The organism is Paraburkholderia franconis, from assembly GCF_009362735.1.
In the GTDB taxonomy this organism is placed as follows: domain Bacteria; phylum Pseudomonadota; class Gammaproteobacteria; order Burkholderiales; family Burkholderiaceae; genus Paraburkholderia; species Paraburkholderia franconis.
Map to the genome: position 1 here is coordinate 72,314 of NZ_WHNP01000018.1, position 23,640 is coordinate 95,953.

At 65.0% G+C, this 23,640-nt stretch carries 19 protein-coding genes; 8 read left to right on the top strand and 11 right to left on the bottom strand.

Annotated elements, in window-relative coordinates:
- Nucleotides 1-26 precede the first annotated feature (26 nt).
- Both GCT13_RS20390 and GCT13_RS20395 read right to left on the bottom strand, forming a co-directional pair.
- A complete protein-coding gene (locus GCT13_RS20390) occupies nucleotides 27-803 on the bottom strand; it encodes a helix-turn-helix domain-containing protein (RefSeq protein ID WP_152760971.1) in 777 nt (258 codons plus the stop codon).
- A 126-nt stretch (nucleotides 804-929) separates the two neighbouring features.
- On the bottom strand, nucleotides 930-1,577 hold the full coding sequence (locus tag GCT13_RS20395) for a response regulator (RefSeq protein WP_152760973.1): 648 nt from the start codon (nucleotides 1,575-1,577) through the stop codon (nucleotides 930-932).
- A 639-nt stretch (nucleotides 1,578-2,216) separates the two neighbouring features.
- On the opposite strand from GCT13_RS20395, the gene GCT13_RS20400 reads away from it, so the two are divergent.
- On the top strand, nucleotides 2,217-3,140 hold the full coding sequence (locus tag GCT13_RS20400) for a LysR family transcriptional regulator (RefSeq protein WP_152760975.1): 924 nt from the start codon (nucleotides 2,217-2,219) through the stop codon (nucleotides 3,138-3,140).
- Between the two features lie 9 nt (nucleotides 3,141-3,149).
- Here the strand turns inward: GCT13_RS20400 and GCT13_RS20405 are convergent, their stop codons facing one another.
- Entirely contained in the window at nucleotides 3,150-4,004 is an 855-nt protein-coding gene (locus GCT13_RS20405) for a LysR substrate-binding domain-containing protein (RefSeq protein WP_152760977.1), read from the bottom strand.
- 152 nt (nucleotides 4,005-4,156) lie between these two features.
- Here GCT13_RS20405 and GCT13_RS20410 point away from each other — a divergent pair, with 152 nt between their 5' ends.
- Together GCT13_RS20410 and GCT13_RS20415 are read left to right on the top strand one after the other, a co-directional pair.
- Nucleotides 4,157-5,404: an aminotransferase class I/II-fold pyridoxal phosphate-dependent enzyme gene (locus GCT13_RS20410; RefSeq protein WP_152760979.1), complete on the top strand. Its 1,248-nt coding sequence runs from the start codon at nucleotides 4,157-4,159 to the stop codon at nucleotides 5,402-5,404.
- 266 nt (nucleotides 5,405-5,670) lie between these two features.
- Complete coding sequence (locus GCT13_RS20415; RefSeq protein ID WP_152760981.1) at nucleotides 5,671-7,059, top strand: DHA2 family efflux MFS transporter permease subunit; 1,389 nt, start codon at nucleotides 5,671-5,673, stop codon at nucleotides 7,057-7,059.
- Between the two features lie 36 nt (nucleotides 7,060-7,095).
- Here the strand turns inward: GCT13_RS20415 and GCT13_RS20420 are convergent, their stop codons facing one another.
- Nucleotides 7,096-7,644 carry a hypothetical protein gene (locus GCT13_RS20420; protein ID WP_152760983.1) on the bottom strand — a complete coding sequence of 183 codons (549 nt, stop codon included), beginning with the start codon at nucleotides 7,642-7,644 and terminating at the stop codon, nucleotides 7,096-7,098.
- 136 nt (nucleotides 7,645-7,780) lie between these two features.
- On the opposite strand from GCT13_RS20420, the gene GCT13_RS20425 reads away from it, so the two are divergent.
- Complete coding sequence (locus GCT13_RS20425) at nucleotides 7,781-8,719, top strand: AraC family transcriptional regulator (protein ID WP_152760985.1); 939 nt, start codon at nucleotides 7,781-7,783, stop codon at nucleotides 8,717-8,719.
- Nucleotides 8,716-10,617, top strand: coding sequence for a DUF3857 domain-containing transglutaminase family protein (locus GCT13_RS20430; protein WP_152760987.1), 1,902 nt, complete (start codon nucleotides 8,716-8,718; stop codon nucleotides 10,615-10,617). Before GCT13_RS20425 ends, GCT13_RS20430 begins: the two co-directional genes overlap by 4 nt.
- A 345-nt stretch (nucleotides 10,618-10,962) precedes the next feature.
- Here GCT13_RS20430 and GCT13_RS20435 read toward each other — a convergent pair whose 3' ends face one another.
- The 5 genes from GCT13_RS20435 to glgC form a co-directional block, all read right to left on the bottom strand.
- Nucleotides 10,963-12,117, bottom strand: coding sequence for a branched-chain amino acid ABC transporter substrate-binding protein (locus GCT13_RS20435; RefSeq protein ID WP_152760989.1), 1,155 nt, complete (start codon nucleotides 12,115-12,117; stop codon nucleotides 10,963-10,965).
- 543 nt (nucleotides 12,118-12,660) lie between these two features.
- The gene (locus tag GCT13_RS20440) at nucleotides 12,661-13,122 is read right to left on the bottom strand and encodes a hypothetical protein (RefSeq protein ID WP_152760991.1); all 462 of its coding nucleotides are present in this window, start codon (nucleotides 13,120-13,122) and stop codon (nucleotides 12,661-12,663) included.
- A gap of 114 nt (nucleotides 13,123-13,236) precedes the next feature.
- The gene (gene pdxY / locus GCT13_RS20445; protein WP_152760993.1) at nucleotides 13,237-14,100 is read right to left on the bottom strand and encodes a pyridoxal kinase PdxY; all 864 of its coding nucleotides are present in this window, start codon (nucleotides 14,098-14,100) and stop codon (nucleotides 13,237-13,239) included.
- A gap of 332 nt (nucleotides 14,101-14,432) precedes the next feature.
- Nucleotides 14,433-15,893, bottom strand: a complete 1,461-nt coding sequence (gene glgA / locus GCT13_RS20450; protein ID WP_152760995.1) for a glycogen synthase GlgA — start codon at nucleotides 15,891-15,893, stop codon at nucleotides 14,433-14,435.
- A 73-nt stretch (nucleotides 15,894-15,966) separates the two neighbouring features.
- Nucleotides 15,967-17,241, bottom strand: a complete 1,275-nt coding sequence (gene glgC / locus GCT13_RS20455) for a glucose-1-phosphate adenylyltransferase (RefSeq protein ID WP_152760997.1) — start codon at nucleotides 17,239-17,241, stop codon at nucleotides 15,967-15,969.
- 625 nt (nucleotides 17,242-17,866) lie between these two features.
- Here glgC and GCT13_RS20460 point away from each other — a divergent pair.
- Nucleotides 17,867-18,955, top strand: a complete 1,089-nt coding sequence (locus tag GCT13_RS20460; protein WP_152760999.1) for an alpha/beta fold hydrolase — start codon at nucleotides 17,867-17,869, stop codon at nucleotides 18,953-18,955.
- A 126-nt stretch (nucleotides 18,956-19,081) separates the two neighbouring features.
- Here the strand turns inward: GCT13_RS20460 and GCT13_RS20465 are convergent, their stop codons facing one another.
- Nucleotides 19,082-20,074, bottom strand: coding sequence for an LLM class flavin-dependent oxidoreductase (locus GCT13_RS20465; protein WP_152761001.1), 993 nt, complete (start codon nucleotides 20,072-20,074; stop codon nucleotides 19,082-19,084).
- 964 nt (nucleotides 20,075-21,038) lie between these two features.
- Here GCT13_RS20465 and bamE point away from each other — a divergent pair.
- On the top strand, nucleotides 21,039-21,581 hold the full coding sequence (bamE, locus tag GCT13_RS20470) for an outer membrane protein assembly factor BamE domain-containing protein (RefSeq protein ID WP_152761114.1): 543 nt from the start codon (nucleotides 21,039-21,041) through the stop codon (nucleotides 21,579-21,581).
- 249 nt (nucleotides 21,582-21,830) lie between these two features.
- Nucleotides 21,831-22,835, top strand: coding sequence for a patatin-like phospholipase family protein (locus tag GCT13_RS20475; RefSeq protein ID WP_321574496.1), 1,005 nt, complete (start codon nucleotides 21,831-21,833; stop codon nucleotides 22,833-22,835).
- Between the two features lie 21 nt (nucleotides 22,836-22,856).
- On the opposite strand, the gene GCT13_RS20480 is transcribed toward GCT13_RS20475, so the two are convergent.
- Entirely contained in the window at nucleotides 22,857-23,474 is a 618-nt protein-coding gene (locus tag GCT13_RS20480; RefSeq protein ID WP_152761005.1) for a class I SAM-dependent methyltransferase, read from the bottom strand.
- Between the last annotated feature and the right edge of the window lie 166 nt (nucleotides 23,475-23,640).

Sequence of the window (23,640 nt, forward strand, 5' to 3'; positions counted from 1 at the left end):
CGCAACAGCCGGTAGCGCATGATGCGTCAGAGCCGCGCGAGCGCGGCGCTGTCGAGAATGCGGATCTGCTTGCCGCGCGCATGCACGAGCCGCTCCTGCTGCAACTTCGAGAACATCCGGCTGGCCGTCTCGAGTGTGATGCCGAGATAGCTGCCGATCTCGTTACGCGTCATGCGCATGTTGAACTCGGTCGCCGAGTAGCCGAGCGTGCCGTAGCGCTCCGCGAGGTTCAGCAGAAACGCGGCGACGCGCTGCTCGGCGCGCATCGTGCCGAGCAGCAGGATCATGTTGGTTTCGCGCACGATTTCCCAGCTCATCATTCTGTGCAGATGACGCTGCATCGGCTTGATTTCGCGGCACAGGTTCTCGAGCGGCTCGAACGGGATCACGCAGACGGTGCTGCGTTCGAGCGCGACCGCGCCGCAACGATGCTGGCCGCCGGCGATCCCGTCCAGCCCGAGTATTTCCCCTGAGATCTGGAATCCCGTCACCTGCTCGCGTCCTTCGCGATGCATGACGATGGTCTTGAACGAGCCGCTGCGCAGGACATAGACGCTGTGAAACGGATCGTTCGCGCGATAGAGGTTCGCGCCGCGCTGCACGGTGCGCACTTCGCAAACGAGCGAGTCCACCTGCGCGAGTTCGTCGGCGCTGAGATCGGCGGGATTGCACAGCGTGTTCATCGCCCATTGCGAGCCGCGCGGCACCGGATGCAGCGCCGCGCCCGCGTTCAACCTGCGCGCGAGGTCCGGTGCCTGGCTGAATGGGAAGGGCGTGGTCGTCTGCGCATCGACAAGCAGCATGATGGTCTCCTTCAAGGGAACGCGCGTGCGGGCCATGTGCACGCGCGATGGTGTTGTCCCGCTTTCGCGTCATTGCAGAAGAGCGGCGCGGACGCGCGACGTTGGGTTGCATCGGGCGTGGCGCGCTCAGGGTTCCTCGCTGTCGTCGAACAGCCTGTGGCGCATCGCATAGCGGACGAGCGCCGTGCCGTGCGGCATCCGCATCTTCTCGAGGATGCGGGCTTTGTAAGTGCTGACGGTCTTCGTGCTCACGCACAGTTGCGTCGCGATCTCGCCGATTCTTTCTCCCGCCGTGATGCGCCGGAACACGTCGAATTCGCGCTTGCTCAGCCGCCGATGCGGCAGCGTTTCGAGAGGCTCCGGCGGATTGCGTTCGATCTGCCCGGCCATCGCGACGCTCATGTGGATACCGCCGCTGGCGATCGTCGTCAGCGCGCTGATCAGTTCGCCGCTTGCGCATTCGCGGGTCAGATAACCCGATGCGCCCGCCTTGAATGCGCGCATTGCGTACTGCTCGTCGCCGTTCGTCGTCAGCACGAGTACCTGGATACCCCGATTGATCTCCCTGATTTCGCGGATCAAATCGACGCCGGTGTGGCCCGCGATCGACGCGTCGAGTATCAGGACGTGCGCTTGCGCCGAGCGCACCAATGCGATCGTGCCAGCCGGATCGGCCGCTTCACCGGCGACTTCGAAGTCCGTCAAGTGCAGCAGAATGTGGCGAATGCCTTCGCGTATCAGCGTGTGATCGTGTGCAATGAGGATGCGAGTCATGAGTGCGGCTCTTGAAGTTGAAAGGGCGTTCAAGGGAAACGCGTTCTCACGCGCGAACGGCACGATTCACGTGTCGTTGCGCGTAATGTCATTTCGTTCGCGTTCTCGATTAATTAATGCATCCATCATGTTTGATATCGCTTATGTAACTACCGAATAGCCGGCATTTCATCGTTGCAAACAAAGCGAATTGATCGTGTATGGGAATGATTTATCCCCCTCCAAACGGAGGGTGCCACTTCGAATTTCTCGACATAAACTCTCTGCTAACCGGTCGAGGATGCAGCCAGATGTAGCCAGGAAGCGCGCCGCGACCGGCTCGCACGCCATGGCGTCGGATGCGCGATTCAACGATGTACTCAGCGCGCCGCCGCATGCCGTTTTGCAAACGCCCAATCAACCGCGTGAAGGAAAAAGACCTCCGCGTCAAGGCCTGCGACTCACCGTCGTGTTCTGCATGTTCGCGCTTGTCCATCGGATGCCTCCATTGCGATACCGGGTTAGCAATGCAAAACGGCGTTTTGCCGTATCGAGAGTCGAGATATATATGATTTTTCCTTAAAAATAATATGTCCCATAGGATAACTAAGAAATAGATGTAGTTGAAAACAGGATTTTCATTTTTGAAAAAGGTTTCTTATGGATCTAAACGCGACTCGTATGTTCGTTACGGCCGTGCAGACGGGGACACTTTCTGCCGCGGCAGCACGCCTTAACGTTCCGTTGCCCACGTTGAGCCGGCGCATCCGGCGGCTCGAGCGCGACTTGCGCGTGCAACTGATCGAGCGCGGCACACGGGGCGTGACGTTGACGCGCGCCGGCATGCAGTTTTACGAAACGACGGACTTCGGCATCGACTCGCTGCTCAAAGCCGAGGACGTGCTGAGATCGGGGCAGGCTCACTACGAAGGCGTGCTCAGGCTGTCGTTGCCGCCTTCGTTCGAGCCGTGGTGGGAAATGCTCGGCGATTTTCAGGAACGGTATCCGGCGATCAAGGTGTGCGTGTACACCAGCGAGCGCAATGTCGATCTGCGGCACGAGGGCATCGATGTTGCGCTGCGGGTTGGCCGGGTCGTCGACGACAGCATGGTGGCGCGGCGTCTCGTCAGCTACCGGCATGTGCTGGTGGCAAGTCCGTCGCTCGCCGAGCGCCTCGATATCGATTCTCCCGAGGCGCTGCATTCGTGTCCGTGCGGGGTCTGGTCGAACCAGCCGAACGACGAAAGCAGTTGGCGCCTGGGCGACCAGGCGCTGCGCGGCAGCGTGAGGCTGGTCACGAACGACTATCTTCATTTGCGCATTCGCGCGTTGCGTGGCGAGGTCGTCACGGAGCTGCCGCCGTTTCTCGCCGCGGACGCGATCCGCGATGGCACGCTGCGCGCTCTTTTCCCCGATCTCGTGATGCCGTTGCAGTACATCAGCCTCGTGTACCCGTCGCATCGCCATCCGTCGAGCCTCGTGAAGGCTTATCTCGACCATTGCGAGGAATACGTTGCTTCGTTCGTGGGGCTCGCCAACCAGGGGGCACGCACATCGGGAGGAGAGCGGTCGTCTCGCGCCTGACGCGTGCCCTCAGGCGCGCAGTTCGCTCAGGATCTGTTCCGCGAGATAGTCGCAAGGCGGACGATTCGAACGCGCGCTGCGCGCCAGAATGATTTCGAGTTCCGGCAGCTTCGGCAGGCCATGTGGCCGACCGAGCGTGACAAAGCGCTCGGGCACCGCGCAACGCGCGAGCGGCGCGACGGCGAGTCCGGCGTCGACCATGCTGAAAAGGCCCATCAGGCTCGGGCTTTCATACGACGTGCGATAGGCGATCTTTGCGCGCTCCAGCGCGTGAAGCGCGTTCGCGCGCGCGACGCTGCCTGTGCCGAACACGGCAATGGGAAGCGGGCGTTCTTTCCACACTTCGCGTCCCGGGGCGGACGCGCCCGCCCAGACCATCGGTTCGAGACGGATGAACTCGCCCGCGAGACCCTTGACGCGCGTCACGCACGCGAGATCGATCTTGTTGTCCTTCAAGAGCGGCGCCAGCGCATTGCTGGGCAGGCCGACCACCTGGATTTCGACTTTCGGATACGTCGCCGAAAAATTGCGCAACACCGAGGGCAGCAGCGACGACGCGTAATCGTCCGGTACGCCGATCGCGACGCGGCCTTTCACATCGGGATGCACGACAGACGCCCACGCCTCGTCGCGCAGCGCGAGCATGCGCCGCGCGTAGGCGAGGAGCGTCTGGCCGTCCTGCGTCAGCGTCACGCTGCGCGGTCCGCGTATGAAGAGCGGCTTGCCGAGCGCCGCTTCGAGCGAACGTATCTGCATGCTCAGCGCCGATTGCGAGCGATGCACGAGCGTCGCGCCGCGCACAAAACTGCCCGTATCGGCGATGGCGACGAACATCGCGAGCACGTCGAGGTCGAGGGCTTTCATTCGCTTTTATCCGCCGTTGTCCGTTGCTGTCCGTTGCTGTCCGTTGGTTTTGGACATCAGAAATATTGATCGAATTGTTCAATATAACGCGTTTGCCTGAACTCAGCCGCGGCGGGCATACTGATTTCGTCCGGGACCTTTCACACGACATCATGACGACGCCCGCCACCTACGACGAATTCAAGCGCCTGAACATGCGGCTCGACATGTCGCGAGGCAAGCCTTCGCCCGAGCAGCTGGACCTGTCGCGCGCGCTGATCGACGAAGCGGGGACGGCGGGCTTCATGTCGCGCGATGGAATCGATTGCCGCAACTACGGTCATGTGCTGGGCTTGCCGGAAGCGCGCGAATTCGGCGCGCAACTGCTGGATGTCGACGCGGCGCAAGTCGTCGCGGCGGGCAATTCGAGCCTCGAACTGATGCACGATGCGCTCGTGTTCGCGATGCTGCACGGCGTGTCCGATCGTGTATCCGATCACGCGCCGTGGAGCCGGCAGGGCGAGGTCGCGTTGCTGTGTCCCGTGCCCGGATACGACCGGCACTTCGCGATCTGCGAGGCGCTCGGCATCTGCATGATCGCCGTGCCGATGACGCAGGACGGCCCCGACATGGACGCCATCGAAGCACTCGTCAAGCGCGATGCGTCGGTGAAGGGCATCTGGTGCATGCCGCTCTACAGCAACCCGTCGGGTGCGATCTGGTCGCGCGCGACGATCGAGCGTCTCGCCGCGATGCCGACGGCCGCGAACGATTTCAGGCTCTTCTGGGACGATGCCTACCGTTTTCATCATCTGACCGACACGCGGCACGCGACGCCCGACATCATCGAACTCTGCGAGCAGGCGGGACATGCGGATCGCGCGCTGGTGTTCGCGTCGCTGTCGAAGGTGACGCTGGCGGGCGGCGGCGTCGCGTTTCTCGCGTCGTCGCGGCGCAATGTCGGCTGGTGGCAGCGGCATGCGAGCATTCGCACGATCGGCCCGGACAAGCTGAACCAGTTGCGGCATGTGCGCTATCTGCGCGACCGCGAAGGGCTCGAACGTCTGATGGCGAAGCATCGCGCGCTGCTGCGCCCGAAGTTCGACGCTGTCGTTGCTGAGTTCGACACGCTGCTCGCCGATGTGCCCGATGTGTCGTGGAACCGGCCGGAAGGCGGCTACTTCATCAGTCTGTACGCGCCGAAGGGCCACGCGAAACGCACGGTCGCGCTCGCGGCCGACGCTGGACTCGTGTTGACGCCTGCAGGCGCCGCCTATCCGTACGGACGCGACGACGAAGACCGGCATCTGCGTATCGCGCCGTCGTTTCCGTCGCTGGATGAGGTGACGCTCGCGGCGCGCGGCATCGCGCTGTCGCTGCGTCGCGCGCTGGAAGAGGGCGCGGCCAGCGCGACGAGGTAAAGAGCGCCCGCCCGCATGCGCAAGCCACAAGCGACGCAAGCCACAAGCGACGCAAGCCACAAGCGGCGCAAGCCACAAGCGACGCAAGCCACAAGCGACGCAAGCCACAAGCGACGCAAGCCACAAGCGACGCAAGCCACAAGCGGCGCAAGCCACAAGCAGCGCAAACCACAAGCGACGCAAACCGGTAGCGCGCGCAACAAACCGTAATGACGGGGACGCGATGGAACTCGCCATCGCCGGCGGTTTTGCGGTAAAAGAAAAAGATGACCGACCGCGCCCGCATCATTCCGCTGATCGTTGCCTGTCCGCTGTTCCTGCAAAACCTCGATACGTCGATCATGGCGACCGCGTTGCCGTCGATCGCGCGCTCGCTCGACGTCGAGGCGCTGCATCTGAATCTCGCGATCACCTCCTACCTGCTGAGCCTCGCTGTGTTCCTCCCCGCGAGCGGCTGGCTCGCCGACCGCTTCGGCGCGCGCCGCGTGTTCTGCTCGGCGATCGGCCTGTTTTCGTTCGCTTCCGCGCTGTGCGGGCTCGCCACATCGCTGCCGCAGCTCGTCGTGTTCCGCGTGCTGCAGGGCATGGGCGGCGCGATGATGGTGCCAGTCGGCCGCCTGATCCTGTTGCGCAGCGTGCCGCCCGCGCGGATGGTCGCGGCGATGGTGTGGTTCACCGTGCCGGGCGCTGTCGGGCGTCTCGCCGGGCCGCTGCTCGGCGGCTTCGTCGTGACGATCACGTCATGGCGCTGGATCTTCCTGCTGAATGTGCCGTTCGGCGTGATCGGCGTGCTCTGCGCGCTGGCCTTCGTCGACGATACGCATGAGCACATCGACGAGCGTTTCGATCTGCCCGGCTTCATTCTGCTTTCGACGGGGCTCGTCGGGCTGGTCGGCGGGCTCGACACGGCGGGCCGCGGACTCGTGCCGCAATGGGTGACGTTCGCGTTCACGGGCACGGGCGCGCTGTCGATGCTGCTGTACTGGCTCTATAGCCGCCGCCACGCGGACGCGATCATCGATCCCTTGCTGCTGCGCTTCAAGGCTTACCGGACAGCCGTGCTCGGCGGCATGCCGCTGCGCATCGGCATCGGCGCGTCGCCGTTTCTGATGCCGTTGATGCTGCAACTGGGCTTCGGTCTCTCGCCGCTCACGTCGGGGTCGCTGAGCGTCGCGACGGCCGTCGGCTCGCTCGCCGTGCGCGGTGTGATGGGCCTCGCGATTCGCCGCATCGGCTTTCGCACGGTGCTGATCGGCGCGACCTGCATGACGGGCTGCTTCTACGCGTGCTATGGCCTTTTCCGGCCGAGCACGCCGCATCTGCTGATCTTCTGCGTGCTGCTGGTGGGCGGCCTCTTCAATTCGCTGGCGATGGTCACGCTCAACACGCTCGGCTACTCCGACATGCCCAAGCCGAAGATGAGCCGCGCGACGGCGCTCTCCGGCATGGCGCAGCAGCTTTCCGTGAGCGTGGGCGTTGCGTTCGGCGCGTCGCTGCTCGCGCTGACGGCGCATCTGCACGGCCGCAGCGCCGCGCATCTCGCCGCGCGCGACTTCTCGCCGGCGTTTTTCGTCGTCGGCGCGGCGGTGCTGTGCTCGCTGTTCTTCTTCGTGAAGCTGTCGAAGGACGAGGGCGCGGAGTTGCGGCAGCGTTAGCCGGTTCGCTCTCTTGCGCTCGTTCTTTTGCCGACGTCAGCCGCGCCGGCGCCGCGCAATGAACTCGCCTTCGAGATTCCACGTGATGCCGTCATCGGCGAGCGCGACACCTGTCCAGCGGAACGCGTCGTCGGTGATGTCGGTGAAGTTCCAGCAGATCGGCGTGCCGCTCGCACGCGTGCCGATCTGCACGATATCGCGGCCGACTTTCCTGGCGATCAGTTCGTCGCGCTGGCCGTTCACCGGATTGATGTACGTGACGCGCCACGCGCCGATCGACGGGTCCCAGACGCGCAGCGTCGTGCCGTACATGTCGAGGCCGGGCTCGCGTGGCGCACTACGGTCCGCGCGGCGCGGCATGATCCAGACGTCCTGCACCGCGCGCCCTTCGAGCGCCCAGCCGAAGTGAATCTCGCCTGTGAGGCGCCGCTCGCGCACGTCGACGCGATAGTGCAGCACGTCCATGTCCCAGCTGCCGACGAGCGAGCCATATAGATCGTCGGCGGCATCGATATCCGCTGCGCGACCGGGTGCGGCGAGTGCGGTGTGAAAGCCTGAAGCAAGCCCATGATCCAATGCGTTCATTGCATGTTGCTCCGTTTGACAGGTTCGGTTGAAGGGTCCGGTTGAAGAGTCCGGTTGAAAAAGGCGGCCGGGCGCGGCTCTGTGCGCCTGCCGCCGATGTGATAAAACAATCGTACGGACCCGTCGAGGTGACATCTTGGGGAAAATTGCCGTCGATCTCGACGCCGCGCTGCAACGACGCGATGTGCTCGGCGCGCGCGGCGACACACACATGCGCACGCTCGCGGCGGGCGATGGCTGGACCGTCGTCGATGTGCTGTGCACGTTCGGTCCGCGCGACCGGCCGTTCGAAGAGCGGCACGCGGGCGTCTGCATCGCGATGGTGGTGGCGGGCGCGTTCGGCTATCGCTCGACGAGAGGGCGCGAGCTGCTGACACCCGGCTCGCTGCTGCTCGGCAACGCGGGCGAATGCTTCGAGTGCGGGCATCGTCATGCGCCGGGCGATCGCTGCGTGTCGTTTCACTATCAGCCTGCGTACTTCGAGCGGCTCGCCGCCGATGCGGGCTTTTCACGCACGGACATCCCGTTCCGGCACGGCTGCATGCCGCCGTTGCGCGCGTTTTCCGGCCTGATTGCGAAAGCCTGCGCGGGCGCGACTGATGCAACGGCGCTCGAAGCCTGGGACGAACTCGCCGTCGATCTCGCCGAAGCCACGCTGCGCTCGACGCAAGCCGATGCGAAACGCCGCGCCACGGAGGCGAGCGCATCGGCGTGGGCACGCGTCACGCAGATCGTGCGCCTGATCGACGAAGCGCCCGATGCGCCGCACACGCTCGCGAGTCTCGCGCAGATGTGCGGGCTGTCCGATTTCTACTTTCTGCGCACCTTCGAACGCGTGGCGGGCGTCACGCCGCATCAATATGTGCTGCGCGCGCGGCTGCGTCACGCGGCGCTGCGGCTTGCCGGTGAGGACACGAAGATCGTCGATATCGCTCTCGATAGCGGCTTTAACGACGTGTCCAATTTCAATCACGCGTTTCGCGCTGAATTCGGCATGAGCCCGCGCGCGTGGCGCGTTCAGCGCGGCTCGCGTGAGGATTGTGTGGCTCGCATCCGCGAGGCATCGAAAGCATGAGCCGGCGTGTGCACCGGTTGCGCGCGGCTGCCATGCTGCCGCTGATCGTCTGCGCATGTGGCGCGGCCGCCGTGCACGCGCAGGAGCGCGTCGCGCCCGACGACGTGCCGCCGTCGACCACGGAACGCGACGTGCATCTCTTCGTCGTGCAGAAGGACGGTTCGGTCGAGGAGCACGACGATACGATTCTGCGCGCGAACACGACGAGCGGCGTCGACGAGATCGCGCAGCGCTACGTGTGGTTCAACAAGGACATCGAGCAGGTGCAGCTGCTCGCGGCGGAGACGATCGACGGCAGCGGCGTCGCGCATCCCGTCGGGCCGGACGGCATTCGCGACGTGCAGGAGCCGCGTTCGGCGGGCGCGCCGACCTTCGAGGACGGCGTGCTGCGCACGGTGATCTTTCCGGGCGTCGAGCCGGGTTCGCGCGTGCATCTCGCGTTTCGCAAGACGCGCGCGGTGCCGTTGCAGGCGGGCACGTTCGCGTATTTCGTCGAGCCCACGCGCGGGCCCGTCGACATGCAGCAGCTGATCTTCGATCTGCCCGCCGACGTGCCGCTCTACGCCGACGCGCGCGGCTATGTCGCGCTGCCGCCCGTGACGGAGAACGGACGCACGCGCTACACGTTCGAATACCATCACGGACCCTATGCGCCCGTCGAGTCTGGCGCCGTCGGCTATCCGACATACGGCGACCGCCTGATGGTCTCGACGACGCGCGACTTTGCCGCATTCGCCGAACGTTATCGTGCAGCCGCGTACGATCCGACCTGGCGCGACCCGAGCGTCGTGCAACTCGCGCAATCGCTGACGGCGCAGACCGACGATCCGCGCACGAAGGCGCAAATCCTTTACGACTGGGTGCGTCTGAACATCCGCTATGTCGCGCTTTTTCTCGGCGAGACGGCGGCCATGCCGCACAAGGTGAGCGACATCCTGCGCAACCGCTACGGCGACTGCAAGGATCACGTCGCGCTCTTCGGCGCGATGCTGGCGGCCGTCGGCATCGACAGCCAGGCGGTGCTGCTCAATCTCGGGCCCGTCTATACGCTGCCCGACGTGCCGGGCTACGGCGCGAGCGCGATCAATCACGCGATCACGTGGATTCCGTCGCTGCAGATGTACGCGGATACGACGGCGGGCGGAATCGGCTTCGGCTATCTGCCGCCGGGCGCGATGGACCGGCCCGTGCTGCTCGTCGACGACGGCGCGCTTGCGCGCACGCCCGCGACCCAGGAGCGCGACCGCAGCGTGCGGCTCGCCATCGACGTCGATCGCACGGGCACGGCGGGCTTCACGTATCGCGTCGAGGACGCGGGCGTGTCCGCCGAACTGGAGCGCAACGTGTTTCGACGTGCGACGCGTCAGCGCTGGCAGCAGATCGCCGCCGACCGCTTGCGGCAGACGGGACTGCATGGCATCGCGCGCGTGCAGCCGGGCGAACTACAGGCGACTACGGGCCCATTCTCGACGACGATGCAGGGCACGCTCGAACATTTCACGTGGTCCGACGGCACGACGGCGCTGCCCGCGCTGACGAGCCTGTCGGGCGGCATCGCGACCCAGGTGCAGGCGTGGCTCGCGGAGCCGGCGCGCACGCAGCCGTGGGTGTGCATCGGCGGCGATTTCGACGAGACGTCGCAGATCACGCTGCCCGATACGGTGCGCGTGACCGACATGCCGCAGGACACATCGGTGCGCGACCGTCTCTTCGATTACGAATCGCACTATGTGTTCGATCCGTCGTTGCGGATCGTGCAGATCACGCGGCGGTTGCACGCGCGTTTTGGGCATCAGGTGTGCGGCCCGGATGAGTTCGCACAGACGCGGGCGTCGCTGGTGAGGATCGAACGCGATGCGTTGTCGCAGATCGTGGTGAGGGCAGGCCAGGGTGCCTGAGGTGTGGGTGTCTCAGGTTCGTTTAGCCTGCCGCTGGCATCCGCGTATGCGCCTCGCGGCGCGGGCGTTGCCCCTGTGCGGGGCGGCACCTACTCTTCTTTGCCGCGGCAAAGAAGAGTAGGCAGAAGAAAGCCGCTCACACCGCCAGTGCTTGACATCTACCCACGGGCTCTCAACGTTCGGGGGCTCTAACCAGCGCCTCGGTCACGAGAATCACGCGCGTGCAAAAACGTACGTACACCAATTTATACGGCGATGATTTTTATGGCCATAGATCCAGGCACCTGGTAAATCCGCCACCGTACCGTGGCGGTACGTACACCAATCAAAGGACCGCGACGACCGTTACACGCCGCTCTTCGTCACGACAGGCACCCAAACTCCGTTCTTCACCTGATACAGCGTCGATGCCGCGCTCTTGAGCGCACCCGTGCCATCGAACGAGATCGTGCCCGTCACACCTTCAAAGTTGATGCTCTTGAGAGCCGGGCGGTACACCTTCGGGTCCGACGATTTCGCCGTCTGCATCGCCTTGATCACGGCCCAAGCCGCGTCATAGCCGAATGGCGCATACGACAGGATGTCGTCGCCGAAGCGCTTCTTGAACTTCGCCGAGAAGTCCTTGCCGCCGGGCAGTTGAGCGAGCGGGCGGCCATATTCCCAGGCCATCGCGCCTTCGGCCGCTTCGCCCGCGAGCTTCACGAACTCGGGATCTTCGACGCCGCCGCCGCCGAGCAATTGCGCCGTCATGCCGAGCTGCTTCATCTTCTTCGCGATCGCGGCAGCCTGCGTGTCGAGTCCGCCGAAGAAGATCAGATCGGCGTTGGTCGCCTTGATCTTCGTGAGCTGTGTGCTGAAGTCGACGGCCGTGTTGCTCGTGAACTCGCGCGCGACGATATTGCCGCCCGCCGCCTTCACCGCCTTCTCGAACTCGTCCGCTTCACCCTGGCCGAACGCCGTGCGGTCGTCGATGATCGCAATGCGCTTCGCCTTCGTCACCTGCACGGCGTACGTGCCTGCGTTGCCGGCGTTTTGCGCGTCGGTGGAGATCACCATGAACGTGTTCGCGAAGCCGCGGTTCGTGATGGTCGGGTTCGTCGCGGCGGGATCGATCATCGGAATGCCCGCCTGCTCGTAGACCTGCGACGCGGGAATCGTCGTGCCCGAATTGAAGTGGCCGACGATGCCGGACACGCTCTGGTCCACCAGTTTCTGCGCGGCCTGCACGCCGATGCGCGGGTCGGCCTGGTCATCCTCCGAGACCAGCTCGAAATGCGCGACCTTGTCGCCGATCCTGATCTTCTGCGCGTTGGCTTCCTCGATGGCAAGCCGCACGCCGTTCTGCAGGTCCTTGCCATACCCTGCGTTGGGGCCCGTCATCGGCGCGGCGAAGCCTATTTTTACGGGCATTTCGTCTGCGGCGAAACTGGTGAGCGGCGCGATGGACAGCACAGCGCCCAACATCACGGCAAACGGATTCAGCGTCTTGCAAAGGCTCATGGTTTCTCCTTACATCGGCAGACAGGGATGGGAAAACAGCCGGCTTGCAGTGCGCGCTTCACGTCGGCTCGACGTCTGGTCTTGCGTCGAATGACGCGAAGCGCTACCGGTCGGATTGCTCGATGCAGTGTGTCGGCAGGTCTCCTTCGTGACGAAATCGGACAAATGCACGGACGAGAGTACGGACGATGGAGCACGGACGGCAATGCTGGAAAACACCGAAGCCGCATCGCTTGCATGCCCTCCGCCGACGGACCTAAGCCCTCGCGCAACCCGCGTGCTGCAGCCGATCCGTGGCGCGAATATAGAAAGCCAATATGCTTGCGTCTTGGCAGTTCGCGGCATGTTGAATGCGCATTTCAGCACAGCGAGTGTGCCGGCTATCGAGCGGGGGCAGGGAAGATGCGCGTGTGGTTGGCCGCGCAAGGGGAGGGAATGTGCGGAGGCCGCGCGTCGTGTCCGCATCACGCGCTGGCGATCGCGCAACGCCCGTTGATGCAATAGATGCAGAAGGCGCCGCGCGTGACAATCAGTGTGATGCGCTCACTGCTCGCCTTGCATGCGCAGCAGTTCTTCGCGCAGACGCAGCAGCGGTTCTTTCATGTCGTCTTCGGCCCACGTGTCGAGATCGTCGATTGCGCGCTGGCAACCGTCGAGCACCACGTCGAGATCGACGGGCACGCCGTTCGCGATTGCGAAGTGAAGGGTCTCGGCGAACTGCTGGCATTCGTCCGCGCCATACGAGATGTCGAGGTTGTCGCCGATCACTTCGGCGATGTTGCTGCGCGCCTTGTCGTCGGGCGTGACCATGTCGATGATGCCGCGCGCGACGGCGGGCGAATAGTAGAGCGCGATATCGAGCCATTGAGCCGCGTCGAAATCCGCTTCGCCGAACTGCGATTCGAAGAACTCGATCGCTTCCTGCTCGTGCGCTTCGTCTGCATCGGCGCTGATGCACAACTCTTCAAACTGCTCTTCACGTTCGCTGCGGATAGTGCCGTCCATCGGTGCCTCGTCTGCCAGTGCCAATAAAAATGCCGCGCGGTTTCACGCGGCACGCATTATAGGACGTCAGGCAGAAAGGTAAAGTTCGCGGGGCGCTCGATGTATCGCCGGACGCTATGCGGACTCGACGACCCAGGCATCGAACCAGTCGCGCGGATGCGCGATATCGTCCTGCGCGGCGACGATCTCGAGTTCATAGCGTCCCGCGTCCCACGTCGCGCGCACGACTGCGTTGACGGCGGCCATCGTATGTTCGAACGCGCCGCGCACGGAATCGCCGTGCAGCATGCGCGCGACGAACACAGCGCTCGTCAGGTCGCCGACGCCGACGGGCTGCCGCGCGAACGGGTAGAGCGGGCGCTGTCCCATCCACGCTTCGCGCTCGGTGACGACGAGCATGTTGAAGCGGTCCGCAGCGCTGTTGCGATCGAGCAGATGCTTGACGAGCACCGTCTTCGGTCCGCGCTCCATCAGGTCGCGGCACGCGGCGACGGCTTCTTCGACGGTTTCGATCTCGCGGCCCACGAGCCGCTGCAATTCGCTGTGATTCGGGCACATCACGTCGGAGACTTCGGGCATCGTCCGCACGAGAAACTGCTGGATGCCGGGCTCGACGCGGCGGCCCGTCGCCGTGCCCATCACTGGGTCGCAGATATAGCGCGCATGCGGATTCGCGGCCTTCACGGCGCGCACGATTTCGATCACCGCCTGCGCCTGCTCGGGCGTGCCGAGATAGCCCGACAGCACGGCGTCGCAGCGCGGCAGCACGCCGATCGCGCCGATGCCTTCGACGAGCGCGAGCATCTGCGATGCGTCGATCGCGCTGCCTTCCCAATGGCCGTATTGCGTATGGTTCGAGAACTGCACCGTGTTGAGCGGCCACACGTTGACGCCGAGACGCCGCATCGGAAACACCGACGCGCTATTGCCTGCGTGCCCGAACACGACGTGTGACTGAATGCTCAGAACGTTTTTCATGTTGAACCGATATGGCGCGGCGAAGGCGCTGGTCGAATGCGGATCGGATGTATTGACGGGCACTGGGCACCCGGCAGGCAGCATGCGTTGGCTCATGCGCCAAACGGCTTGTCGGGCAGCCGCGCGCGACGTCCTTGCACCGTTTTGGCGTCGATGTCCATCGATACATGGACAGCATGCGCGTTATGCCCTGATCAGCACAAGATACATGAGTTTTCGCGCGACGGAAGCGATCCGGCCCCTTCGTGTTGCGCCGAACCATCACCGCGAAGGCCGTTGGCACAGCCGCTTGCGCCCGGTCACGTGGCGCCGCAGCACGCCTTGACGCGCGCTCAGACCAGTTCGCGATACAGCGCGAGATAGCGTTCCGCAGACGCGCCCCAGCTGAAGTCCTGGCGCATCGCGCGCCGCTGCGCCGCTTTCCAGTCGGTGCGCCGCGCGTAGAGCGCGAAAGCGCGGCGGATCGCGCCCAACAGCGCATCGGGCTCGAAGCGCTCGAACACGAAGCCCGTCGCGAGATCGTCGGCGATGTTTTCGAGGGACGCATCCGTGACGGTATCCGCGAGTCCGCCGACGCGATGCACGAGCGGCAGCGATCCGTACGCGAGCGCATAGAGCTGCGTCAGGCCGCATGGCTCGAAGCGCGACGGCACGGCGATCACGTCGCTGCCCGCGACGATCTGATGAGCGAGCGTCTCGTCGAAGCCGAGCTCGACGGCGACGCTCTCCGGATGCGCGTGCGCGACGCGCTGCAAGCCGTTCTCGAGCGCCGGATCGCCGGTGCCGAATACGACGAGCTGGCCGCCGCGCTTGACGATCTCCGGCAGCGCTGCGAGCAGCAGGTCGAGACCTTTCTGCTCGGTCAGCCGGCTCACGACGCCGAACAGCAGCGCGTCGCTCGTCTGCGCGAGATGGAAGCGCTCCTGCAGCGCCGTCTTGCACGCGCGCTTGCCGGCGAGGCGCGTGTCGGTGTAGCGCGCGGCGATCAGCTGATCGGTGGACGGTCGCCACACCGTGTAGTCGACGCCGTTCAGAATGCCCGACAGATCGTGCGAACGCTGGCTCAGCAGCCCGTCGAGCCCGCCGCCTTGCGCGAGCGTCTGGATTTCGCGCGCATAGGTCGGGCTCACCGTCGTGATGCGGTCGCTGTAGAAGAGGCCTGCTTTTAGAAACGACATCTGCCCGTAGAACTCGACGCCGCTCATGTGGAAGAAATCGGCGGGCAGTCCCAGCTGGCCGAACTGATGCGCGGGAAAGATGCCCTGATACGCGAGGTTGTGAACCGTGAACACCGTGCGCGGCAGCGGCTTGCCGCGCTCGCGCCCGGCGGCTTTCAGATACGCGGGCACGAGACCGGCGTGCCAGTCGTGCGCGTGGACGATCTGCGGCGTCCATTCGGGATCGAGCTGCTGCGCGAGCTGCGCCGCCGTCCAGCCGAGCGTCGCGAAACGCTGCGCGTTGTCGCCGTAGGGCACGTGCTCGGCGTCGAGATACGGATTGCCGCCGCGGTCGTACAGCGTCTTCGCGCGGATCACATACACGACGAGGCCGTTCGCGGGCAGCGTGCCGCGCTCGAGCGTCACGTCGGGCGCGCCGAAGCGCTCGCCGATCCGCGCGACGGGCTGCAGGTCCGACAGCCCGGCGACGACGGCGGGAAAGCCCGGCAGCAGCACGCGCACGTCGGCGCCCAGCTCGATCAGCGCGGGCGGCAGCGCGCCCACGACATCGGCGAGGCCGCCCGTTTTCAGAAGGGGATACAGCTCGCTTGCGACGTGCAGCGCGCGGATCGTCATGGGCTGGGTCCTGTTCGCAATGGGTTGGGTTCGTTATTCCAGTGCCGGCGATGGCCGCGCCCGCGCGCGCCCGCTATTGCGCCGACGCCCCCTGGCGCCTGAGCGCTTCGGCCGTCACGAGCACGACGCCACTATCTGTCCGGTAGAAGCGCTCACCGTCGCGCGCGGGGTCTTCGCCGATCACGGTGCCGTCGGGAAGCTGGCAGCCGCGGTCGATCACGACCTTGCGCAGGCGGCAGCTTGCGCCGATCGTCACCTGCGGCAACAAGACTGCCTCAGCGATGTTACAGAACGAATTCACGACGACATTCGACGACAGCACCGAGCGCGAAATCTGCGAGCCGGAGATCACGCAGCCGCCGCACACGATCATGTTGGTGCCCGAGCCTTGTAGTCCGTTCAGATCGCGCACGAACTTGGCGGGCGGCAACTGCTCCTGATGTGTCCAGATCGGCCAGTTGCGGTCGTAGAGATCGAGCGCGGGAATCGTCGATGCGAGATCGAGATTCGCGGCCCAGTAGGCGTCGATTGTGCCGACGTCGCGCCAGTACGGCTCGACGCTCGGGTCCGACGACACGCACGACATGCTGAACGGATGCGCGATCGCATGCCCCGACGTGACGACGCGCGGAATGATGTCCTTGCCGAAATCGTGATCGGTTGCGACGCTGGTGATGTTCTCCTCGAGCAGCGAGTAGAGGTACTCGGCGTTGAACACGTAGATGCCCATGCTCGCGAGCGCGATGTCGGGTCGGCCGGGCATCGCGGGCGGATCGGCGGGCTTTTCGACGAAGCCCGTCACGCGGCGCTGTTCGTCCACATGCATCACGCCGAACGCGACGGCATCCATGCGGGGCACTTCGATGCAGCCGACCGTGCAGTCCGCATGCGACTCGACGTGGTCCATCACCATCCGCGTGTAGTCCATCTTGTAGATGTGGTCGCCCGCCAGCACGACGACGTACTTCGGACTGATCGAGCGGATGATGTCGAGGTTCTGGAACACCGCGTCGGCCGTGCCGCGATACCAGTGCGCGCCTTCGACGCGCTGCTGCGCGGGCCACAAATCGATGAACTCGTTGAACTCGCCGCGCAGGAAGCCCCAGCCGCGCTGCACGTGGCGAAGCAGCGAATGCGCCTTGTACTGGGTGACGACGGCGATGCGCCGGATGCCTGAGTTCAGGCAATTCGATAACGCGAAGTCGATGATCCGGTATTTGCCGCCGAAATGGACGGCGGGTTTGACGCGCTTGTTCGTCAGGGGTCCGAGGCGGGTGCCGCGTCCACCAGCGAGAACGATGGCGAGTGTCGTGTGCTGAAGATCGTTGAGGCTTGCCGGCGTATCCATGTGCGTCTCCGGTGTCGACCAGAGTTGGCGCTTTGGCTGTCGGCTGGAGTTAGTGCTTCAGCACTTACTCCAGCCCCATGCAGAGCACCTACTCTGGTCCCATGCAAGGCGGTTGACCGGAGTTGGCGCTTTAGCGACCTCGACGCTTGAGTGCCATACCCTGGTCCCATCCAGGATGGTTGCTGTTATGGGTGAGCCCTGGTGGAAGCTTTCTGTCTTCGCCTACTTTGCCCCCGGCGTTTTTGTTGTTCTGGCCTGGCGCTGGGTATTGTTGACGTCGGCTGCGCCGGCCAGCGTTTAGTCTGGACCATGCGCATGCGGCGCGCAACGGTGGGGCATCGGCGTATTGCACGTCGCGCGTTCGGCACGCCACATTGCGCGTGCGCCACGATGGGGGAAGCGGCCAATACCCGGTAGAAACGGCGGCTACGCGTTGCGGCATGAGGCGCATGCGGTAATTGATGCCGTAGTCAAACGCGTGTTTGGACTGCGCTCGCGTTTGGACTGCGCTCGCCGCTCCGCGCAGCGCACCTGCGCGCGGCGCTGCAAAGCGGCCGCGACGCGGGCATCATGCGGGCTTGTCCGCTCTTTCTTCCTGTGTCTTCCTCTTCCACGCTCACTGCCTATGAGATTGCCTTCATCCCTCATTGCCGTCGCCTTATCCGCAAGCGTCGCCGCTGTGGGCGCGAATGCCTTCGCCGCCGATACCGCGGGTGCCTCTGCGTCATCCGCCGCGTCTTCGCCAAACGCGGCCGCGAGCGACGATGGTCCCGCGTACGGTCCCGAACTAGAGGGCTTCAACTATCCGGCGCCCGTGCGGCAGTTCGAGTTCGCGTCGCAAGGCGAAGCGCTGCACATGGCCTACATGGACATTGCGCCCGCGCATCCGAACGGCCGCACGGCCGTGTTGCTGCATGGCAAGAATTTTTGCGCCGCGACATGGGAAGGCACGATCGAGCGGCTGTCGGCGGCGGGCTATCGCGTGATCGCGCCCGACCAGATCGGCTTTTGCAAGTCGAGCAAGCCGCAGCGCTACCAGTTCAGCTTCCAGCAGCTCGCGCGCAACACGCACGCGCTGCTCGAATCGCTCGGCGTGAGCAACGCGACCGTCATCGGCCATTCGACGGGCGGCATGCTCGCGATCCGCTATGCGTTGATGTATCCGGCGCAGACGCAGCAACTGGTGCTCGTCAACCCCATCGGACTCGAGGACTGGAAGGCGAAGGGCGTGCCGTCGCTTTCCGTCGATCAATGGTATGAGCGCGAACTCAAGACCACTGCGGACGGCATCCGCCGATATGAACAGGCCACCTACTACTCGGGTCAGTGGCGCAGCGATTTCGAGCCGTGGGTGCAGATGCTCGCGGGCATGTATCGCGGCCTGGGCAAGAAGGAAGTCGCGTGGGATTCGGCGCTGCTGTACGACATGATCTACACGCAGCCCGTCGTCTACGAACTGGGGCAACTGAAGATGCCGACGCTGCTGCTGATCGGCGACAAGGACACGACGGCCATCGGCAAGGATGCGTCGCCGCCCGACGTGCGCGCGAAGATCGGGCACTACCCGGAACTGGCGAAGCAGACCGCGCAGGCCATTGCGCACGCGAAGCTCGTCGAGTTCGCCGAGCTGGGCCACGCGCCGCAGATGCAGGACCCGCAAGCCTTTCACAAGGCGCTGCTCGACGGGCTCGCCGCGGTGCCGGCCGATCACTGAAGGCGCATGTTCGATGGTGCGAAGGCGGTGGTGCCGCCTTCGCCCGCGTCGAGTACGCCTGTCATTGCGGCGGTGCCGCTGCCTCGCACGCACCACGCGCCGGCCGTACCGTAACCGATCGAGACCTCACTTCCCGCCGATCTCGTCGCGCACCTGCGCGCCGATCTCGAACGAACGCAGGCGTGCCGCGTGGTCGTAGATCTGCGCGGTCAGCATCAGTTCGTTCGCGCCCGTTTGCCCGATGATCGATTGCAGGCCTTCGCGCACCGTGTCGCGATCGCCGATGACCGAGTACGCGAGCGAATGCCGCACGCTGCCCAGCTCCATCTCCGATGCGTCGATGCGATCGACGGGCGGCTGCAACTGCCCCGGCGTGCCGCGCCGCAGATTGATGAACTGCTGCTGCAACGACGTGAAGAGGCGTTGCGCCTGTTCGTTCGTATCGGCGCCGAACAGATTCACGCCAACCATCACGTACGGCTTCTTGAGCGTCTCCGACGGCTGGAACTGCGCGCGATATACATGCAGCGCCTGCATCAGGTAGTCGGGCGCGAAGTGCGAGGCGAACGCGAACGGCAGGCCGAGCGCCGCCGCCAGCTGCGCGCTGAAGAGACTCGACCCGAGCAGCCACAGCGGCACGTGCAGCCCCGCGCCCGGCACGGCGCGCACGCGCTGGCCCGGCACGGGATCGGCGAAATAGCGCTGCAACTCGACGACGTCGTCAGGAAACGAATCGGCGCTGCCGTGCAGATCGCGGCGCAGTGCACGGGCCGTCGTCTGGTCCGTGCCGGGCGCGCGGCCGAGGCCGAGATCGACGCGCCCCGGATAGAGCGACGCCAGCGTGCCGAACTGCTCGGCGATCACGAGGGGCGCGTGATTCGGCAGCATCACGCCGCCAGAGCCGACGCGGATCGTCTTCGTGCCGCCCGCGACATGCGCGATCACGACGGACGTCGCCGCGCTCGCGATGCCCGTCATGTTGTGATGCTCGGCGAGCCAGTAACGCTTGTAGCCCCATTGCTCGACGTGCTGCGCGAGATCGAGCGTGTTGCGGAACGCGTCGGCGGCGCTCGCGCCAGCCGTGATGGGAGAAAGATCTAGGACCGAAAAAGGAATCATGGCAATGGATGTGCGGCCAACCATCGTCCGCTGCAAGGGGCGGCGATGGGCGAGCCGGATCGGCATGGGCAAAAGCGGATTGTGCCAAAGGGCCCCCATTCGTGCTGGCGGCGTGATCATGCCCCTGACGTCTGGAGGGTCGCGCCTGATACGAGCGGAAAAGTGAGGCCGCGCGACGGCAGAAACCCCTTGAAAACCGGGCTCGCAATGCGTTGCTGTCTGGCGCGTTGCCGTCTGCTTCGATGCGTGTGTCGTCGCACAGAGTCCGGCGGGCCCGCGCGTTAGGGTGAAGGCGTCGCCGTCGACGACGCGAAACTGCGCGGCGCGTTCTCGCGCGGCGAGACGGCGGCCTCCACGGACCTTGACGCCGGTCGGTCCGTCACGTCACGCGTAGGTCGGCTACGCAACGCACACCCGGGCGAACCGGGCCGGCCGGGTCAGCCGGGCACGCATCGCCTGCCTGCTATCTTTGCGTGCGCCCGCGAAATCGGCGACGTCAGCGCACGATTCATCAGCCGATTCGGTGTAAACGCGCTCTCGCGAAATTCGCGTGCTGACGCTAGATTGTCAGCACTTGCGGGATAGTCGAGGGGCCAGTGGCCGTCGCTCCGGCGGCCGATCAAGTGGTGAAACTGCGTGACGGCCAGATGCCCGAGTGGCTTCTGGCCGAAACGCTAACTGCGTTGCGGCTCGTATCCGGAGCTTGCGTTCTTCGCAGCGAACCGGTTGCGTCGGCCTGGCCCTCACTCATGCACGCGCTCGTGCAACGAATTATCCCGGCACTTCTCCGCACTCCACACTTCTCCATCCGCGCGAAATCTCGCGTAGCAATTCTTTAACTTTCCAAACACATCCGCCTCGCGTTCGCTCACGGTTTCGCCGTCGAGCGGGTTATCCTCTCTGTGGTTCACACCATGTGATTGACATGTCATCGAAGATGGTTATCCGCACCTCGTTGCGCAACATGATGCTTTTCGTGGCCATGGCGGGCGCGCTGTCCGCGCTTGCCGGCTGCGACCAACAGCAAAGCGATCAAGCCGTGCAAAAACTCAAGGAATTTTTCAACGCCGTCAAGCCGGATGCGCTGCTTCTGAAAGGCCTCACGCCCGGCGTCACGACGGAAGCGCAGATTCGCGACCAGATGGGCAAGCCCGAAACCGAGCGCGATTTCACCGACGGCTCGAAACGGCTCGAATATCCGCGCGGCCCGCAAGGCCTCAACACGTACATGGTCGACATCGGCCCGGACGGCACGCTGCAAGCGATCACGCAAGTGCTGACGGCCGCGAACTTCGCGAAGATCCGCCCGGGCATGACGGAGGACGAAGTGCGGCGCCTGCTCGGCAAGCCCGGCGAAGTGGCCGTCTATCCGCTCAAGCCCGAGACGGTATGGAGCTGGAAGTGGCGCGAAGGCGGCGTCACCGAGGAAGGCTTTTTCAACGTGCATTTCGACGTCAATCACGTCGTCTACACGACGTCGCGCTCGGACGTGATGCGCGGCCACTGACGAAGTACGAAGCACGAAGCACGAAGTACGAAGCGCAAAGCGCAAAGCACGCGAGACCGCGAGACCGCGAGACCGCGAACGAAGCGGAGGACGACACTCGCCAGGCGACGACCACGACCGGATAGCAGGCGCGAACTGGGCGCGAAATACCGGGCGCGAATTACCGGGTGCAAAAGCGGACGATTAAAACAAACGCCGAAAACGCCGGTCCAATCATAAAAATGGCTGCAAGCAAGGGAGAGAACAACGGTGTCAACTCATAGACGCTACCGGCGCATCGGCCTCGTGCTCGGCGGGGGCGCTGCGCGCGGCTGGGCGCATATCGGTGCGATTCGCGCGCTGCACGATGCGGGGATCAGGCCGGATATCGTCGTGGGCACGTCGATCGGTGCGCTGGTCGGCGCTGTCTACGCGAACGGCGACCTCGACTGGCTCGAGGAATGGGTGTCGCGGCTCACGTGGCAGACGGTGGTGCGGCTGCTCGATCTGCGTATCTCGGGCGGCCTGCTCGGCGGCAAGAAAGTCATTCAGGTGTTTGCGAACCGCTTCAACGGCCGCGATATCAGCCAGCTGGAGATGCCGTTCGCCGCCGTCGCGACCGAGCTCGATTCGGGCCGCGAGACGTGGCTGCAGGATGGCGGCGTGGTCGATGCGGTGCGCGCGTCGATTGCGATCCCCGGCATCTTCACGCCCGTTCTGCACGATGGCGTGTGGCTCGTCGACGGCGGGCTGTCGAACCCCGTGCCCGTGTCTGTTGCGCGCGGCATGCGGGCCGATTACGTGATCGCCGTCGATCTGAACAACGATATTCTCAACGGCCGCGATTTCGGCGGCGCGGTGGTCGATTTGCCGCCCTTGCCCGTCGAAGAAGCGGAGCCCGTCGGCGTCGACCCCGATGCGCCGCCGCCGGAGATCGCCACGGCTACGCCGGCGCCGCTGCTACGGCGCAACGGCAAGCCGTTTCCGAACTGGCTGCAGCCTTCGCCCGAGTATTCGCCCGACGTGCGCGTGCCGCCCGCGCCGAGCGCGCGCGTACCTTCGTTGCTCAGCTCGATCGCGCAAAGCATCGACATCATGCAGGTGCGGATCACGCGCAGCCGACTCGCGGGCGAGCCAGCCGACATCCTGATCCAGCCGCGTCTGGGCGGCATGGGCATTTTCGATTTCCACCGCGCGGAGCCCGCGATCGAGGAAGGGCGCGCAGCCGTCGAGGCCATGCTGCCCGCGATTCGAGCGTGTCTCGCGATCGATTGACGGACTTGTGCCGGGCCGCCTTCAACCCCCGGCGCCTTCCATGCGCCTGGCCGCGATGATGCGGCACACGCGCTTGCCCGAACTGGCGCTCGTCGTGTCGTCGGCGAACAGGATCACGCAGGCGCTCAACGCATTCGTGATGAGCGAAGGCTCGAACGCCGAATAGAGGCGACCGTCCGGCTGGCGCTGGTCCTCGCCCTCGGTGACGCGCCACGACAGATACAGGATGCCGCTCGGGCGCAGGATGCGCACGAGGTTGTCGACGGCATCGGTGATCGCGTCGGCGGCGAGATGCATCAGCACGGTTTCGCAGACCACGTTGTCGAACTGCTCGTCGATCTCGGCCAGCGACGGCAGCGCCGCCGTGCGAAACGCGATAGGCGGATAGAGCCGCCGCGCTTCGTCGAGCAGCCCCTCCGACGCATCGAAGCCCGTCACGCGGTAGCCGTGATCCGCGAGCCATGCGGTATCGCGGCCGTTGCCGCAGCCGATGTCGGCCGTCTTGCCCATCGGCAGCAGATGGTCGTGCCATAGCGCGTACATGTCGTCGGGCGGCGGCTGATCGAGCCATTCGCGCGAGTAGCGGGCGGCGTCGCGCGTGTACGCGTCGAGCGTCGCGGAGTCGGGGCGAAGTGTCATGCGGCGATCCTTGGTCCTGTGGAGCGATGCGGCGGCGAGTGCAAGAGGCATCGGAAAGTCTAGCGCGCGGTGGCGAATGCGGCTTCGACAGATCACATCGGGCCGCACGAGAGGCGCCTGTCATTCAGGGAAAGCCCCAATCGGCGCGGGTTTGCGGCCTCTTCGC

Bases quoted from the DNA above. Each gene is read 5' to 3' on its own strand.
- GCT13_RS20415 (WP_152760981.1), top strand. From the start codon at position 5,671: ATGACCGACCGCGCCCGCATCATTCCGCTGATCGTTGCCTGTCCGCTG.
- GCT13_RS20435 (WP_152760989.1), bottom strand. From the start codon at position 12,117: ATGAGCCTTTGCAAGACGCTGAATCCGTTTGCCGTGATGTTGGGCGCT.
- GCT13_RS20395 (WP_152760973.1), bottom strand. From the start codon at position 1,577: ATGACTCGCATCCTCATTGCACACGATCACACGCTGATACGCGAAGGC.
- GCT13_RS20405 (WP_152760977.1), bottom strand. From the start codon at position 4,004: ATGAAAGCCCTCGACCTCGACGTGCTCGCGATGTTCGTCGCCATCGCC.
- GCT13_RS20465 (WP_152761001.1), bottom strand. From the start codon at position 20,074: ATGATTCCTTTTTCGGTCCTAGATCTTTCTCCCATCACGGCTGGCGCG.
- GCT13_RS20430 (WP_152760987.1), top strand. From the start codon at position 8,716: ATGAGCCGGCGTGTGCACCGGTTGCGCGCGGCTGCCATGCTGCCGCTG.
- bamE (WP_152761114.1), top strand. From the start codon at position 21,039: ATGATGCTTTTCGTGGCCATGGCGGGCGCGCTGTCCGCGCTTGCCGGC.
- GCT13_RS20480 (WP_152761005.1), bottom strand. From the start codon at position 23,474: ATGACACTTCGCCCCGACTCCGCGACGCTCGACGCGTACACGCGCGAC.
- pdxY (WP_152760993.1), bottom strand. From the start codon at position 14,100: ATGAAAAACGTTCTGAGCATTCAGTCACACGTCGTGTTCGGGCACGCA.
- GCT13_RS20440 (WP_152760991.1), bottom strand. From the start codon at position 13,122: ATGGACGGCACTATCCGCAGCGAACGTGAAGAGCAGTTTGAAGAGTTG.
- GCT13_RS20420 (WP_152760983.1), bottom strand. From the start codon at position 7,644: ATGAACGCATTGGATCATGGGCTTGCTTCAGGCTTTCACACCGCACTC.
- GCT13_RS20400 (WP_152760975.1), top strand. From the start codon at position 2,217: ATGGATCTAAACGCGACTCGTATGTTCGTTACGGCCGTGCAGACGGGG.
- GCT13_RS20460 (WP_152760999.1), top strand. From the start codon at position 17,867: ATGAGATTGCCTTCATCCCTCATTGCCGTCGCCTTATCCGCAAGCGTC.
- GCT13_RS20410 (WP_152760979.1), top strand. From the start codon at position 4,157: ATGACGACGCCCGCCACCTACGACGAATTCAAGCGCCTGAACATGCGG.
- glgA (WP_152760995.1), bottom strand. From the start codon at position 15,893: ATGACGATCCGCGCGCTGCACGTCGCAAGCGAGCTGTATCCCCTTCTG.
- GCT13_RS20390 (WP_152760971.1), bottom strand. From the start codon at position 803: ATGCTGCTTGTCGATGCGCAGACGACCACGCCCTTCCCATTCAGCCAG.
- glgC (WP_152760997.1), bottom strand. From the start codon at position 17,241: ATGGATACGCCGGCAAGCCTCAACGATCTTCAGCACACGACACTCGCC.